The 13823-nt window shown below is 57.5% G+C and carries 18 protein-coding genes and 1 pseudogene; 11 read left to right on the top strand and 8 right to left on the bottom strand.

All coding sequences use genetic code 11. The features are described 5' to 3' along the window. Positions 1-67: 67 nt before the first annotated feature. From ACYZTX_RS12320 to ACYZTX_RS12330, 3 genes and pseudogenes are all read right to left on the bottom strand, one after another. Positions 68-349, bottom strand: coding sequence for a hypothetical protein (locus ACYZTX_RS12320; RefSeq protein ID WP_462037028.1), 282 nt, complete (start codon positions 347-349; stop codon positions 68-70). Positions 350-563: 214 nt separating this feature from the next. Further along, the gene (locus ACYZTX_RS12325) at positions 564-773 is read right to left on the bottom strand and encodes a hypothetical protein (RefSeq protein WP_462034258.1); all 210 of its coding nucleotides are present in this window, start codon (positions 771-773) and stop codon (positions 564-566) included. Positions 774-775: 2 nt separating this feature from the next. Beyond that, positions 776-976 (bottom strand): annotated as a pseudogene (locus ACYZTX_RS12330) (LexA family protein); the annotation flags it as partial. 148 nt (positions 977-1124) lie between these two features. On the opposite strand from ACYZTX_RS12330, the gene ACYZTX_RS12335 reads away from it, so the two are divergent. Then, positions 1125-1319: a hypothetical protein gene (locus ACYZTX_RS12335; protein ID WP_462034259.1), complete on the top strand. Its 195-nt coding sequence runs from the start codon at positions 1125-1127 to the stop codon at positions 1317-1319. A gap of 236 nt (positions 1320-1555) precedes the next feature. Here the strand turns inward: ACYZTX_RS12335 and ACYZTX_RS12340 are convergent, their stop codons facing one another. Continuing rightward, positions 1556-1768, bottom strand: coding sequence for a hypothetical protein (locus ACYZTX_RS12340; RefSeq protein ID WP_462034260.1), 213 nt, complete (start codon positions 1766-1768; stop codon positions 1556-1558). Positions 1769-1983: 215 nt separating this feature from the next. Between ACYZTX_RS12340 and ACYZTX_RS12345 the strand changes: the two genes are divergently transcribed. Next, on the top strand, positions 1984-2439 hold the full coding sequence (locus ACYZTX_RS12345) for a DUF2214 family protein (RefSeq protein WP_462034261.1): 456 nt from the start codon (positions 1984-1986) through the stop codon (positions 2437-2439). Between the two features lie 180 nt (positions 2440-2619). Here the strand turns inward: ACYZTX_RS12345 and csrA are convergent, their stop codons facing one another. Further along, on the bottom strand, positions 2620-2814 hold the full coding sequence (csrA, locus tag ACYZTX_RS12350) for a carbon storage regulator CsrA (RefSeq protein ID WP_007938114.1): 195 nt from the start codon (positions 2812-2814) through the stop codon (positions 2620-2622). 250 nt (positions 2815-3064) lie between these two features. Between csrA and ACYZTX_RS12355 the strand changes: the two genes are divergently transcribed. Then, entirely contained in the window at positions 3065-3430 is a 366-nt protein-coding gene (locus ACYZTX_RS12355; RefSeq protein WP_462034262.1) for an SPOR domain-containing protein, read from the top strand. Positions 3431-3568: 138 nt separating this feature from the next. Here the strand turns inward: ACYZTX_RS12355 and ACYZTX_RS12360 are convergent, their stop codons facing one another. The 3 genes from ACYZTX_RS12360 to ACYZTX_RS12370 form a co-directional block, all read right to left on the bottom strand. Then, positions 3569-4258, bottom strand: coding sequence for an endonuclease (locus ACYZTX_RS12360; protein WP_462034263.1), 690 nt, complete (start codon positions 4256-4258; stop codon positions 3569-3571). A 4-nt stretch (positions 4259-4262) separates the two neighbouring features. Beyond that, the gene (locus ACYZTX_RS12365) at positions 4263-4553 is read right to left on the bottom strand and encodes a DUF1654 domain-containing protein (protein WP_462034264.1); all 291 of its coding nucleotides are present in this window, start codon (positions 4551-4553) and stop codon (positions 4263-4265) included. Positions 4554-4722: 169 nt separating this feature from the next. After that, on the bottom strand, positions 4723-5811 hold the full coding sequence (locus tag ACYZTX_RS12370) for an asparaginase (protein ID WP_462034265.1): 1089 nt from the start codon (positions 5809-5811) through the stop codon (positions 4723-4725). A gap of 350 nt (positions 5812-6161) precedes the next feature. Between ACYZTX_RS12370 and ACYZTX_RS12375 the strand changes: the two genes are divergently transcribed. From ACYZTX_RS12375 to ACYZTX_RS12410, 8 genes are all read left to right on the top strand, one after another. After that, positions 6162-6620: a hypothetical protein gene (locus ACYZTX_RS12375; protein WP_462037029.1), complete on the top strand. Its 459-nt coding sequence runs from the start codon at positions 6162-6164 to the stop codon at positions 6618-6620. 193 nt (positions 6621-6813) lie between these two features. After that, a complete protein-coding gene (locus ACYZTX_RS12380) occupies positions 6814-7770 on the top strand; it encodes a substrate-binding domain-containing protein (protein ID WP_462034266.1) in 957 nt (318 codons plus the stop codon). 56 nt (positions 7771-7826) lie between these two features. Further along, positions 7827-9380, top strand: coding sequence for a sugar ABC transporter ATP-binding protein (locus ACYZTX_RS12385; protein WP_462034267.1), 1554 nt, complete (start codon positions 7827-7829; stop codon positions 9378-9380). Continuing rightward, the gene (locus ACYZTX_RS12390) at positions 9377-10354 is read left to right on the top strand and encodes an ABC transporter permease (RefSeq protein WP_282376628.1); all 978 of its coding nucleotides are present in this window, start codon (positions 9377-9379) and stop codon (positions 10352-10354) included. The genes ACYZTX_RS12385 and ACYZTX_RS12390 overlap by 4 nt, the downstream gene beginning before the upstream one ends. A gap of 3 nt (positions 10355-10357) precedes the next feature. Further along, positions 10358-11377: a LacI family DNA-binding transcriptional regulator gene (locus ACYZTX_RS12395; protein ID WP_462034268.1), complete on the top strand. Its 1020-nt coding sequence runs from the start codon at positions 10358-10360 to the stop codon at positions 11375-11377. 23 nt (positions 11378-11400) lie between these two features. Further along, on the top strand, positions 11401-12318 hold the full coding sequence (gene rbsK / locus ACYZTX_RS12400) for a ribokinase (RefSeq protein WP_462034269.1): 918 nt from the start codon (positions 11401-11403) through the stop codon (positions 12316-12318). Continuing rightward, complete coding sequence (gene rbsD / locus ACYZTX_RS12405; protein WP_462034270.1) at positions 12315-12719, top strand: D-ribose pyranase; 405 nt, start codon at positions 12315-12317, stop codon at positions 12717-12719. Before rbsK ends, rbsD begins: the two co-directional genes overlap by 4 nt. 43 nt (positions 12720-12762) lie before the next feature. Then, complete coding sequence (locus ACYZTX_RS12410) at positions 12763-13791, top strand: nucleoside hydrolase (protein ID WP_462034271.1); 1029 nt, start codon at positions 12763-12765, stop codon at positions 13789-13791. Positions 13792-13823: the final 32 nt, after the last annotated feature.

Consider the following 13823-nt stretch of genomic DNA (forward strand, 5'->3'; position numbering starts at 1 on the left):
GCTGATCTCCTCTCCAGCGTTTCTCTGGATTGAAGGCCTTGATGTCTAGTGCAGGCTTTGGTGAGGCTCAGCTTCCAGAACCACTACCGCTTTGCTTCGTTCCGTCGTCCGTCGACTTTGCATCTTTCTCCAGGGTTTCTGCATCGGCGCCAGAGTTCGAGCCCGCGGCTTCTTCGCCCTTCTTGTCGGCCTTCTCCTCATTGGATTCAGAGCCTTGAGCCTGGTTAATGCCGGGAATAGCGGTGGGAGGAAGGGTGGATTCCTGAGTCGTCGTCTCGGCAGCAAACGCATAATGCGAACAAGTTGCCACAAGGCTGGCAAGCGTGAGAGCTGCGATTTTTTTGTTCATTTTGGAGTCTTCCATGCGGGGGATGTACTGCATTGGAAGATGGGGGAGAGGGAGCGTGCTGGGCGTCTGACGAGCGGCAGGCACAAAAGAGCCCGCACTGTGCGGGCTCTGCGCGATAGGGCGATGGTAAGGAGCGTGGCCGAAGCGTTTTCGGAAGTCGTCTTCGAGCATTCGGTACGCGCCAGTGATGATGCCAATGAGTCCATGGCGGTCTTCAATGAAGAGTCCTGACCCTGCGACTTTCGCCAATCCTGATCCGGTCCAGCGCACGGTTTAGAGAGTCCAAGGCATCAAGGAGGGCTTTCGCCTCGGTCTCTCGACCATCTCCCCAAAGGCGCTCAGCCATTTTATTCAGGGCCTGGATAGATCTTTCAATCTCTGCAGAGGTTGTTGTAGTGGTGTCTGCCGGCCGCTTCTTTGGCATTGTCAGATCTTCTGCAGCGCACGCACGACGACGCCCACGATCCGGCATTGTTCGTGAAGCGGTTCAATCGGGTACCTAGTGTTCAACGGCTTTAAGTACAATCTCCCGCTATCATTGACGAGCTTGTTGAGCGTGGCTTCGTTGCTCACTGGCAGCTTGGCGTGAATTCGTGCGGATTTGATTTTTTCGGCGAGTGTGCTCATTCGCTGGAATTTATAAGTTTCCTTATCGGCGTGCAAATAAGTTTCCTTCTGCTTTGGTATCCACCCAGTTGCTGATCGTCTTCAGTGCGCGGGTTGCCTGCGATTCAGGCGTAAGATAGCGGTGCTACCTCATCGAAAGGAGCCGCATATGATCGCCGACCAAACGAGCAAACAGGCATCTGAGGACAGAGCTGTTTGGGATCAATACTTCTGCGCTGCGTTGATTGCGGAAAGCAATCTGACGGCACCGGTTGTAGGAGGGGCTACTCATGAAGACAGGCAGAACCTGTTGATTGAAAGGGCCAAAGCTCTCGCCGACAAGATGATGGAAAACAGAAAATAACCAGAGCCCAGCCATCGCGCGGGGCTCTTCACCTCTGGATTTCGGCATTGGTGCAGCGCTTGCTGCCAGGCAAGGCAAGGCAAGGCAAGGCAAGGCAGCGGCGTGGGTTGATCCGGCGGTGGATGAAGAAGCGCTGCTCGTCCTTGCCTGCGAATCGTTGGCGCCGGCCAGCGTTATGGCCAGTGCTATCGCCGACCTAAGGACTGCGTGGCAGGTCCAGCCAACTAAAACCAATCTTACTTGGCGTTCAACTTCTTCAGTTCTTCGTAAGTCGCCGACTGTACAAACCAGAAGCCGGAGATGATGCACCACGTTAGGGTGCCGGTAATGAAAACCCCTGCCCCGGGCCAGAAGCCCTGAACGAAGATCATGACCACTGCGGCGATCCAGATAACGGCCAGTGCGACATACAGAACTACGTTATTTACGCCAATTACGAATTCTTTCACGTCTATTCCCTTTTGAATGATTATCCTCTGGCTCCTTACGCAAGGGCCAGTGGGCGGCATGATAGGGAGATAGCTGGCTGTTCGCCAGTCATGTCGCCCTGAGCAGGCATGCTTCGAAAAAATCGCCTCAGCCCGTGGGTGCCTGGCAGGCAGATTTCCAGGTTTTGGACTACTACTGACAAGCTCATTTCCTTATCCCTGACAGGAGCATCCCTATGCTGTCTCACTGGTTTCTTGCAGCGATCCACCTATTGGCTGTTGCCTTGGGCCTCTGGGCGGTGCTCACCCGAGGGACGGCGTTAAACCGCCTGGTCGTCGGTTCGGGGCAGGTTCGCAACGTGCTGGTTGCCGATAACGTATGGGGCATCTGTGCGGGTATTTTGCTGATCACAGGTTTGATGCGGGCCTTCGGTGGGTACGAAAAAGGCACCGATTACTACCTTCATCAGCCGTTGTTCCATCTGAAGATGACGCTATTCGTGATCATTCTGCTGCTTGAAGTGGCACCCATGATCACCTTGATCAAGTGGCGGATCGCCTTGGGCAGGGGCGCTTCTATTGACCAGGGCCGAGCCAAGCTGTTTGTACGCATCAGCCATATCGAAGCGCTGTTGTTGATGTTGATGTTGATTGCGGCCACCGGCATGGCGCGCGGTGTGACATTCGGCTAATAACGGCGTGATTCGTCGGGGTTAAAGCGAATAATCTGACAGCCACGGCGTGGCCGAAGCCGGTAGCATCGGCTTCACGTAATGGGGGGAGGAGGCGAGTGCTCAGCAAAATGCCGAGCATGAATCTTTAGCCAGCCATTGCGCTGTAACGAACGGGCTGGCTACTGACTGCAACAGGATTCAGGGGGTCTGTGGTTTGTCTGGAGCGGTGAGGCCAGCCTGAATGCGCTGATAAATTTCTTCGCGATGCACCGCAACGTCTTTCGGGGCGTTGATGCCAATCCTGACTTGCTGGCCGCTAACGCCAAGAATGGTGATCGTAATGTCATCACCAATGTTTATGCTTTCACCGACTTTGCGGGTGAGTATCAGCATGGTCTTCTCCTTGATTGCTTGGTAGGGCACCTGATTCGGACAGTGCAGGGGTCGGTGGTATGTATAGATTAGTGCGAAGTCTCACGGTTTGGGTGCCTCTTTCTGACGTGCAGATGCTGCATTAATTCCCAAGGCGTAACTATACAGAGGCCGCAACCATCATTCTCGTTGTTTTAAGTCCATTTTGCGGCACTCGCGAAGTATTCATGAATGTTAAAATCGTCGCTTTAAGCATTTTGAGGGAAGCGTTGTGCGCAAAATGGTCTTGGTAATCGCGGTGCTGGCGCTGGCGGGATGCGGTGAGGGTAAGAGCGTTGACGCGCAAAAGCCGCAGCCGACAGCTGCGGCTGCACCCTTGGTGGCATCCGCGCCACAATGGGATCTCGAAGTTCGAGGCGAAACAACTCAGGCGGTCAGCGACCTTAGCGGCTGGCTGATTGAGCACAGTTTCGTTTCCAGTGTCGTCAAGGAAAATGGAAAGACCCGGATTCTGGTCGGGCCATTCAATTCGAAAGCCGAGGCCGAGGCCAAACAGGCAGAAGTGGGCGCGGCGCTCGTCCGGGCGAAGAAACGGAACATCGAATTGCTGGTTGTCGAACGTCCGGTGGCCCAATAACGGACTTTTCTTGGGAGCTTTCGACGGAACGCCTTAAAAAGGATCCACATTGACTCGTTTCTAGACGTAGTCACTGTCGAAGAAACGAACAAAGGCCTCGGGCATTAAACCCGAGGCCTTCGTGTTTTCAGCGAACGCTTAACCGCAGGCTTTCATATCGATCGGGCCGACAAACTCGTTGCCGCGTCCCATGACGCACGCCACGCTCTGGTTACGCTGACGTTCCCAGGCCTCTACCGGATAGGTTTTGTTCCAGGCTTCGTACAGTTGTCGATCCTGTTTCGACAGGCGCAAACCGTACTGCTTGCTCATGTAGAAATACGTCCGGGCGATCATGCCGCGTATGGATGGGCGGGGCATGACTTTCTTCGCCTTGAAGTCGACCTGGGTCAGGCACGATCCGTATTGGCCTGACTGCACCGGCAACCAGCCGAAACTGAAGTTGCTGCGATCACCGTTCACCTCACCAATGCTCGGCACCAGGTTGTGCAAGTCAGCTTCGGCTTTCTGATAAGCCGGATCGTATCGCGTGCAGTTCTTGCGCCCACCTTCTTGCCAGCACTGACGCTGATGGCCGATCTGCCAGGCCGGAACAATGTGTTCCCACTCGATGCGGGAAGCGCGTTTGGCGTTTTTGCGCGGTACATAACCGCAGGCTGCGAGGTTGACCTTGTTGCCGGTGTATTTGCACCCGCAATAGAACTCCGTGGATTGCGGCGCGTAGAGCTTCCAGGCAACTTTCTTGGCTTCGTTGAAGGTACGGGGCGCGCCAGCCTGGGCGCCGAGAGTGATGAGGAGAAACAGAAAAGCAAACCAGCGAACACTCATTGACTCAATCTTCCTTCGGCACAACCCAGAAAATCTGCACACCGCCATCGTCGCGATAGGCGAGGGTGACGTTGTCGTTCTCGTCGATTTCTTCGAGCAATTGCTCCCACTCGTCCACGGGTTCGTCCGGTAGACGGAAGATCAATGCGGCTTTGGCTTTTTGGGCGGTGGGGGAATTGATGATTTTCTGAACGCGCATACCCATGCGTTCATAGGCGTCAGGAGAGGCAGAGGTGTTGGCCACGGAATTATCCTTATTAAGCTGTACGTGCATACAGTATTTAACTGTAAGCATTTTCGCAACTGCTTAAAATTCAAGAAAATCCTCTGACAGCGCTTTTCCCCGTTTGGTGTAGGACGATGAGAAAATTTTTATCGGATTATTGGAAGGAGGTATGAACCACTCGCCTGGGTTGGCGAGTGGTGAAACGGTGCCCGACCGGACCCGGTCAGGCGAGGGTGAATCAGTATTCCCAGAACATCCGTTGCAGTTCTTTGCTGTCGTTGGTCTTGGTCAGTGCGACCATGGCCAGGATGCGGGCTTTTTGCGGGTTCAGGTCATGCGCGACAACCCAGTCGTACTTGTCGTCAGGCTGTTCGGCGTTACGCAGTACGAAACCGCCGGCGTTGACGTGGGACGAACGAATGATTTGAACGCCGTCCTTGCGCAGGGCTTGCAGCGCTGGGACTACACGGGAAGAGACTGATCCATTGCCCGTACCGGCATGAATGATGGCTTTGGCGCCGGACTGCGCCAGCGCTTTGTAGGCGGTATCGCTGACATTGCCGTAGGAATAGGCGATTTCGACGTCAGGCAGGCTCTTGATGGTTTTGATATCGAATTCAGAGTCCATGGTGTGGCGCTTGGCAGGCAGGCGGAACCAGTAGGATTTGCCCTCGACCACCATGCCGAGTGGACCCCAGGCACTTTTGAACGCCTCGGTCTTGATGTTGATCATTTTGCTGACGTCGCGACCCGACTGGATTTCATCGTTCATGGTCACCAGTACGCCTTTGCCGCGTGCATCTTTGCTGCTGGCCACGGCCACTGCGTTGTACAGGTTCAGCATGCCATCGGCCGACATCGCGGTGCCTGGGCGCATGGAGCCGACGACGATGATTGGCTTGTCGGTTTTTTCCACCAGGTTGAGGAAGTAGGCGGTTTCTTCCAGGGTGTCGGTGCCGTGGGTGATGACGATGCCGTCGACGTCTTTGCTGTCGGCCAGTTCAGCCACGCGACGACCCAGTTGCAGCAGGTTGTCGTTGGTGATGCTTTCGGACGCGATCTGCATGACCTGTTCGCCACGAACGTTAGCCAACTGGCTCAATTCCGGAACCCCGGCAATCAATTGTTCGATGCCGACTTTTGCCGCTTGATAGGTAGCGCTGTTAGCAGCGCTGGCGCCCGCGCCGGCAATGGTGCCGCCGGTGGCCAGGATCACCACGTTCGCCAGTTTCTGTTGGGTTTCGACTTCTTTTGCCTGAAGGGCGGTGGGCAGGAGCAGCAAGAGGGCCAAAGCGCCCGGTACGAAGGTCTTGAAAGCAGATGTCATTATTTTTCTCTCTAGTTGTGAGACGGTGCTGATGCAGGTTCATCTAGATACGCCCCAGGTCGGTCTGAACGCTTGGGGTGCAGGAGAAGAGCAGGATCCGTACCAGTCGTACCTTGAATGAGAAAAACTTTTAACCCGATGATTTTCATCAATATTTGTGTGAGTTGATGAAGCGGTTACACAGTCGGTTGTCCGGGTTTCCGAACGTGTTGAGCGTTTTTGTTCGGCTCTCCGAAAAGTACTACGACCTCTGTAGAGCAAATCGCCTTGCCAGATTGCAAATCAGTGCTAAAGAAACCTGCGCGCCGGTCGATGCTTCTTCAAAGGATCTTTCTTTTTCAGGAGTTCACATGTCGTTATCTGTTGGTATCCCAAACGCCGTAGGGGTCACCATCGGCGATAAGTCCGCCGCTACGATTCGAGCGTTGAGCGATGAGACGGCTGATGCCGCGAATCAAGCGTTGGGCACGAAGGAAAGCGACAGCAAGCAAGTCAGAACCGGTGTTGTGGGGCTGGGTGAAAGTGCGGAATCGACTGAAACGGATGGGGCGGACAACGCCTCTGTCGCGGAAAAGGTATTGCTCAAACGTCTGAAAGAGCTGCAAGAGCAACTGCGTCAACAGCAGCAACAATTGGCAGCGGCCCAATCGGCGTCTTACCCGACGCCTGAAGCCAAGACCACCGTTGTAATGGCGATTCAAGGGCAAATAGCCGATACCACTGCTGCAATTCTGGAAACGGCGAACAGCCTGTACAAGGAAATGGCCAAGGGCTCCGGTGCTGGATCGGTGGTCAACACGACGGCATGACGTGAATACCCTGTTTTGCCGGTTGCCCCGCAAAACGGCTTTCCTGGTCGTTGACAAATTCCGGCAGGGTTCGCATAGTTCGATCAACGCAAACGTTTGCGCAGTGCTTCCGGTGGTTATTCGTCGGTGAGTGCAATGAAGCCTACGCCAGCGCAAGCGTTGCTCACCATAATCATAAGATCGGAGTGAACCCATGAAGCTGCCATTCGCTGGACGTCTTCTCGCTGTCGCTATGCTGGCTGCCGCATCTGCTGCGTTGCCTGTCTCTTCGGCCCTCGCCGAGACCCCTGAAAAACCCAAAGTCGCGCTGGTCATGAAATCCCTGGCCAACGAATTCTTCCTGACCATGGAAGACGGCGCCAAGGCCTATCAGAAAGACCACTCCGGCGATTTCGAGCTGATCTCCAACGGCATCAAGGACGAAACCGACACGGCTGGCCAGACGCGCATCGTCGAGCAAATGATTCTGGCCAAGGTCAATGCGCTGGTCATCGCGCCAGCTGACTCCAAGGCCATGGTGCCAGTGATCAAGAAAGCCATCGATGCCGGTATTACCGTGATCAACATCGACAACCAGCTGGACCCGGCTGTGGTCAAAAGCAAGAACATCACCGTACCGTTCGTAGGCCCGGATAACCGCAAAGGCGCGCGTCTGGTGGGCGAGTACCTGGCCAAGCAGCTGAAGGCTGGCGACGAAGTCGGCATCATCGAAGGTGTTTCAACCACCACCAACGCCCAGGCCCGCACCGCAGGCTTCAAGGATGCGATGGAAGCGGCGCAGATCAAGGTCGTGTCCCTGCAGTCCGGTGACTGGGAAATCGACAAAGGCAACAAGGTTGCTGCCTCGATCCTCAGCGAGTACCCGCAAGTCAAAGCCCTGCTGGCCGGCAACGACAGCATGGCCGTCGGCGCAGTATCCGCCGTGCGTGCAGCGGGCAAGGCTGGCAAGGTGCAAGTGGTCGGTTACGACAACATCAACGCCATCAAACCGATGCTTAAAGATGGCCGGGTTCTGGCCACTGCTGACCAGTTTGCAGCCAGGCAAGCCGTGTTCGGCATCGAGACTGCGCTGAAGATCATCAAAGGTGAGAAAGTCGATAGCGGCGCCTATAGCGTCATCGAAACTCCGGTAGAGCTGGTCACCCAGTAGTCCTTCTGGCGACACAACGGTGCTCGCCCATCGGGGCGAGCGCATGGAGAGTTTTTATGTCAGTTTCCGCCCCGAACGCTGTCCTCTCGGTCAGCGGTATCGGTAAGACCTACGCCCAACCGGTCCTGACTGGCATCGACCTGACGCTGATGCGCGGTGAAGTGCTGGCGCTGACCGGCGAAAATGGCGCCGGCAAAAGCACCTTGTCGAAGATCATCGGCGGGCTGGTCACACCGACCACCGGCCAGATGCAATTCCAGGGGCAGGATTACCGCCCCGCAAGCCGCACTCAGGCCGAAGCCCTGGGCATCCGCATGGTGATGCAAGAACTCAATCTGTTGCCGACCCTGTCGGTGGCGGAAAACCTGTTTCTCGACAACCTGCCCAGCAACGGCGGCTGGATCAGTCGCAAGCAATTGCGCAAGGCTGCGATCGAAGCCATGGCCCAGGTCGGCCTCGACGCGATTGACCCGGACACGCTGGTGGGCGAATTGGGCATCGGTCATCAGCAAATGGTGGAGATCGCCCGTAACCTGATCGGCGATTGCCACGTGCTGATCCTCGACGAACCGACGGCGATGTTGACGAACCGTGAAGTCGAGATGCTGTTCGAGCAAATCACTCGTCTGCAAGCTCGCGGCGTTTCGATCATCTATATCTCGCACCGTCTCGAAGAGCTGGCGCGGGTCGCCCAGCGTATTGCGGTCCTGCGCGACGGGAACCTGGTTTGCGTCGAGCCGATGGCCAATTACAACAGCGAGCAACTGGTTACGCTGATGGTCGGCCGTGAGCTCGGCGAACACATCGACATGGGCCCGCGCAAGATCGGTGCTCCAGCCTTGACGGTCAAAGGGCTGACCCGTTCCGACAAGGTTCGCGACGTATCCTTCGAAGTACGCGCCGGCGAGATCTACGGGATTTCCGGTTTGATCGGGGCAGGGCGCACCGAATTGCTGCGGCTGATTTTCGGTGCTGATATCGCAGACAGCGGCACTGTTGCGCTCGGTTCGCCGGCGCAGGTTGTCAGTATCCGCTCACCGGCTGACGCGGTCGGCCATGGCATCGCCCTGATCACCGAAGACCGCAAGGGCGAAGGCCTGCTGCTGACTCAATCGATCAGCGCGAACATTGCCTTGGGCAATATGCCGGTGATATCCAGCGGTGGCTTCGTCAACAACGGTGACGAGATGGCCCTGGCCCAGCGTCAGATCGACGTCATGCGCATCCGCAGCTCCAGCCCGACACAACTGGTTTCGGAACTCTCCGGCGGCAACCAGCAGAAAGTCGTGATCGGCCGTTGGCTGGAGCGCGATTGTTCGGTGTTGCTGTTCGACGAGCCAACGCGTGGCATCGACGTCGGCGCCAAGTTTGACATCTATGCCTTGCTCGGCGAGCTGACCCGTCAAGGCAAAGCGCTGGTGGTGGTGTCCAGCGACCTGCGTGAACTGATGTTGATCTGCGACCGTATCGGTGTGCTCTCCGCGGGACGTCTGATCGACACCTTTGAGCGCGACAGCTGGACCCAGGATGACTTGCTTGCCGCCGCGTTCGCCGGCTACCAAAAACGTGATGCGTTGCTCAACGAAGCAGCGCCTAGGGATCTCACATGAATACTGCAGTGTCTGCCGGCAAACGTAGTGGCAACTTTTACGGCCTCGGTACCTATCTGGGCCTGGCCGGTGCCTTGCTGGCAATGGTCGCGCTGTTCTCGGTTCTGAGCAGCCATTTCCTGTCATACGACACTTTCAGCACCCTGGCCAACCAGATTCCGGACTTGATGGTGCTGGCGGTCGGCATGACGTTCGTGTTGATCATCGGCGGCATCGACTTGTCGGTGGGTTCGGTGCTCGCGCTCGCGGCGTCAACGGTCAGCGTGGCCATTCTAGGTTGGGGCTGGAGCGTACTGCCTGCGGCGCTGCTTGGAATGGCGGCGGCGGCACTGGCCGGGACCATCACCGGTTCGATCACCGTGGCCTGGCGGATTCCGTCGTTCATCGTGTCCCTCGGCGTCCTGGAAATGGCCCGCGGCGTGGCGTATCAGATGACCGGATCGCGCACGGCCTATATCGGTGACGCCTTTGCCTGGTTGTCCAACCCGATCGCCTTTGGTATATCGCCTTCGTTCATCATTGCCTTGCTGATCATCTTCATTGCCCAGGCTGTGCTGACACGTACCGTGTTCGGTCGTTACCTGATCGGCATTGGCACCAACGAAGAGGCGGTGCGTCTGGCAGGGATCAATCCAAAGCCTTACAAGATCCTGGTGTTCAGCCTGATGGGGCTGCTGGCGGGTATTGCCGCGCTGTTCCAGATTTCCCGTCTGGAAGCGGCAGATCCGAATGCCGGCTCCGGGCTTGAACTGCAAGTGATCGCCGCGGTAGTGATCGGCGGTACCAGTTTGATGGGGGGCCGCGGTTCGGTCATCAGCACGTTCTTCGGGGTTCTGATCATTTCTGTGTTGGCGGCCGGTCTGGCTCAGATCGGTGCGACTGAACCCACCAAACGCATCATCACCGGCGCAGTGATCGTGGTGGCGGTGGTGCTTGATACTTATCGCAGTCAGCGCGCAAGCCGGCGGACCTGAGTCATGGCAACGATCAAGGATGTGGCAGCGCTCGCGGGGATTTCCTACACCACGGTTTCCCACGTGGTGAACAAGACCCGGCCGGTCAGTGAGCAGGTGCGGATCAAGGTCGAGGCTGCGATTAAAACCCTTGACTACGTGCCCAGTGCCGTCGCCCGGTCCCTCAAGGCCAAAACCACGGCGACCATCGGTCTGCTGGTGCCCAACAGCCTCAACCCGTACTTCGCCGAATTGGCGCGAGGCATTGAGGATTACTGCGAGCGTAACGGCTACTGCGTGATCCTCTGTAATTCCGACGACAACCCGGACAAGCAACGCAGCTACCTGCGCGTACTGCTGGAAAAACGCATCGACGGGCTGATCGTCGCTTCGGCCGGCGGTGATGCGGGGCTTGCAGAAGGCCTGGCAGGCGTACGTACACCGATGGTGATCGTTGACCGTGGACTGGAAGGTGTAAATGCCGATCTGGTGCGCATCGATCACGAATACGGTGCCTATCTGGCCACCCGCCACCTTTTGGAGTTGGGGCATCGGGACATCGCCACCATTGGTGGGCCGGCGAGTACCAGCGTGGCGCAGATGCGTCTGGCCGGTTATTGCCGTGCCCTGAAAGAGGCGGGTGTCGAAGTGTCCCGCGAGCGCATGCTTGAAAGCGACTTCACCAGCACTGGCGGTTACAGCGCCGCCGCGATCCTGCTGGAGAAGAACCCGCCGAGCGCGATCTTCGCCGGTAACGACATGATTGGCATCGGTGTGCTGCGAGCGGCGGCCGAGCGCAATATTCGTGTGCCGACGGAGCTGTCGGTGATCGGCTTCGACGATATTCAGATGAGCCGCTATGTGTACCCGGCGTTGACCACCGTGGGGCAGTCGATTCTGCAGCTCGGTGAAATGGCGGCCGAAGTGCTTTTAAGAAGAATCGCCACACCAGATATGGCGACCGATCAACGAATCGTGACACCCAGTATTGTCCTGCGGGAGTCGACTGCGCCGCTGGCCGGCGTGTTCGCCGAATACCGTTGAATAGCATTTATGAGTAATGATGTATGCCAGCAAAAGTAGTGGTTATAGGCAGCCTGAACATGGACCTGGTCACCCGGGCACCACGGCTGCCCCGTGGCGGTGAGACGCTGATCGGCGAGTCGTTTGCCACGGTTTCCGGTGGCAAGGGTGCGAATCAGGCGGTTGCCGCGGCGAGGCTGGGGGCGCAGGTGTCGATGGTCGGTTGCGTGGGCAGCGATGCCTACGGCGAAGAACTGCGCGGGGCGCTGTTGGCCGAGCAGATCGATTGCCAGGCGGTCAGCACTGTCGACGATTCCAGCGGCGTAGCGTTGATCGTGGTCGATGACAACAGTCAGAACGCAATCGTGATCGTTGCCGGTGCCAATGGCGCGCTGACGCCAGCGGTGATCGACCGTTTCGATGCAGTATTGCAGGCGGCGAACGTGATCATCTGTCAGCTGGAAGTGCCGGATGCCACTGTCGGTCATGCGCTCAAGCGCGGCCGTGAGTTGGGTAAGACCGTGATCCTCAATCCGGCGCCAGCCAGCCGCCCGCTGCCGGCGGACTGGTACGCGTCCATCGATTACCTGGTTCCCAACGAAAGCGAGGCCTCGGCCCTGAGTGGTTTGCCAGTGGATTCTCTGGCATCTGCTGAAACCGCTGCGACCCGGTTGATCGCCATGGGCGCCGACAAGGTCATCATCACCCTGGGGGCTCAGGGTTCGCTGTTTGCCAACGGCAAAAGCTTCGAGCATTTCCCTGCGCCGAAGGTGAGGGCTGTCGATACCACGGCGGCTGGCGACACCTTCGTCGGAGGTTTCGCCGCAGCACTGGCGGCCGGCAAAAGCGAAGCCGAAGCGATTCGTTTCGGCCAGGTCGCCGCAGCGTTGTCGGTGACCCGTGCTGGCGCGCAACCCTCGATCCCCACCTTGTCCGACGTACAGGCCTTTAAAGCACCATGAAAAAGACACCTTTGCTCAACGTCGCGCTGTCGCGGCTGATCGCATCCCTGGGCCATGGCGACATAGTGGTGATCGGCGACGCAGGTCTGCCGGTGCCACCAGGCGTTGAGCTGATCGACCTGGCCCTGACCCATGGCATCCCGGATTTCGTCAGCACGTTGAAGGTTGTACTCAGCGAAATGCAGGTCGAGAGCCATGTGCTGGCGCAGGAGATCCTGGACAAGCAACCTTCGGCGTTGGCGACGCTCGATGAGCTGAATGCTGAAGGTGCGCTAGGTCAGCGTGAGCTGCTCAGTCATGACCAATTCAAAGTTCTCAGCCGACAGGCACGGGCGATTGTTCGTACAGGCGAATGTCAGCCGTATTGCAACATCGTGCTGGTGGCGGGGGTAACGTTCTAACTCGCTGTTGTCTTTCTGCTGTCCCACGCACAAGGAGTGCGCTATGCACCGCTATGCTCAGAAACTGCACCACCTGCTCCGGAGTCTGCTGCTTTTGTCCCTGATTACCGCAACAAGCGCCCAGGCGGCGGAAAAAATCGACTTGATCATCGACACCGATCCGGGTGCCGACGATGTGGTCGCCTTGCTGTTTGCCCTGGCGTCGCCGGAAGAACTGAACATTCGTGCGCTGACCACCGTCGCCGGCAATGTGCGTCTGGACAAGACTTCCCGTAATGCGCGGCTGGCCCGCGAGTGGGCGGGGCGCGAGGAGGTGCCGGTCTACGCGGGCGCACCGAAGCCGCTGATGCGTACGCCGATTTATGCCGAGAACATCCATGGCAAGGAAGGCCTGTCGGGCGTCACCGTACATGAACCAAAGAAAGGCCTGGCCGAAGGCAATGCGGTCAATTACCTGATCGATACCTTGAAAGCCGCCAAGCCCCATAGCATCACCATCGCCATGCTGGGCCCGCAGACCAATCTGGCCCTGGCGCTGATCCAGGAGCCTGAAATCGTTCAGGGCATCAAGGAAGTGGTGATCATGGGTGGTGCGCACTTCAATGGTGGCAACATCACTCCGGTGGCCGAGTTCAACCTGTTCGCCGACCCACAGGCTGCGGAAGTGGTACTGAAAAGTGGCGTGAAGCTGACCTACCTGCCGCTGGACGTGACCCACAAGATCCTCACCAGCGAAGCGCGCCTGAAGCAGATCGCGGCAATCAACAACAATGCCAGCAAGCTGGTAGGCGATATTCTCAACGAATACGTCAAGGGCGACATGGAGCACTACGGTATTCCGGGTGGTCCGGTGCATGACGCAACCGTCATCGCCTACCTGCTCAAGCCTGAGTTGTTCACCGGTCGTTCGGTCAATGTGGTCGTTGATAGTCGCGAAGGCCCGACGTTCGGCCAAACCATCGTTGACTGGTATGACGGCCTTAAAGCGCCGAAGAATGCCTTCTGGGTTGAAAGTGGTGACGCCCAGGGCTTCTTTGACCTGCTGACCGAGCGTCTGGCTCGTCTGAAGTAAGCCATACACCCGCAGGTGACAGCCTGCGGGTT

The organism is Pseudomonas sp. MDT1-17 (genome assembly GCF_054898105.1).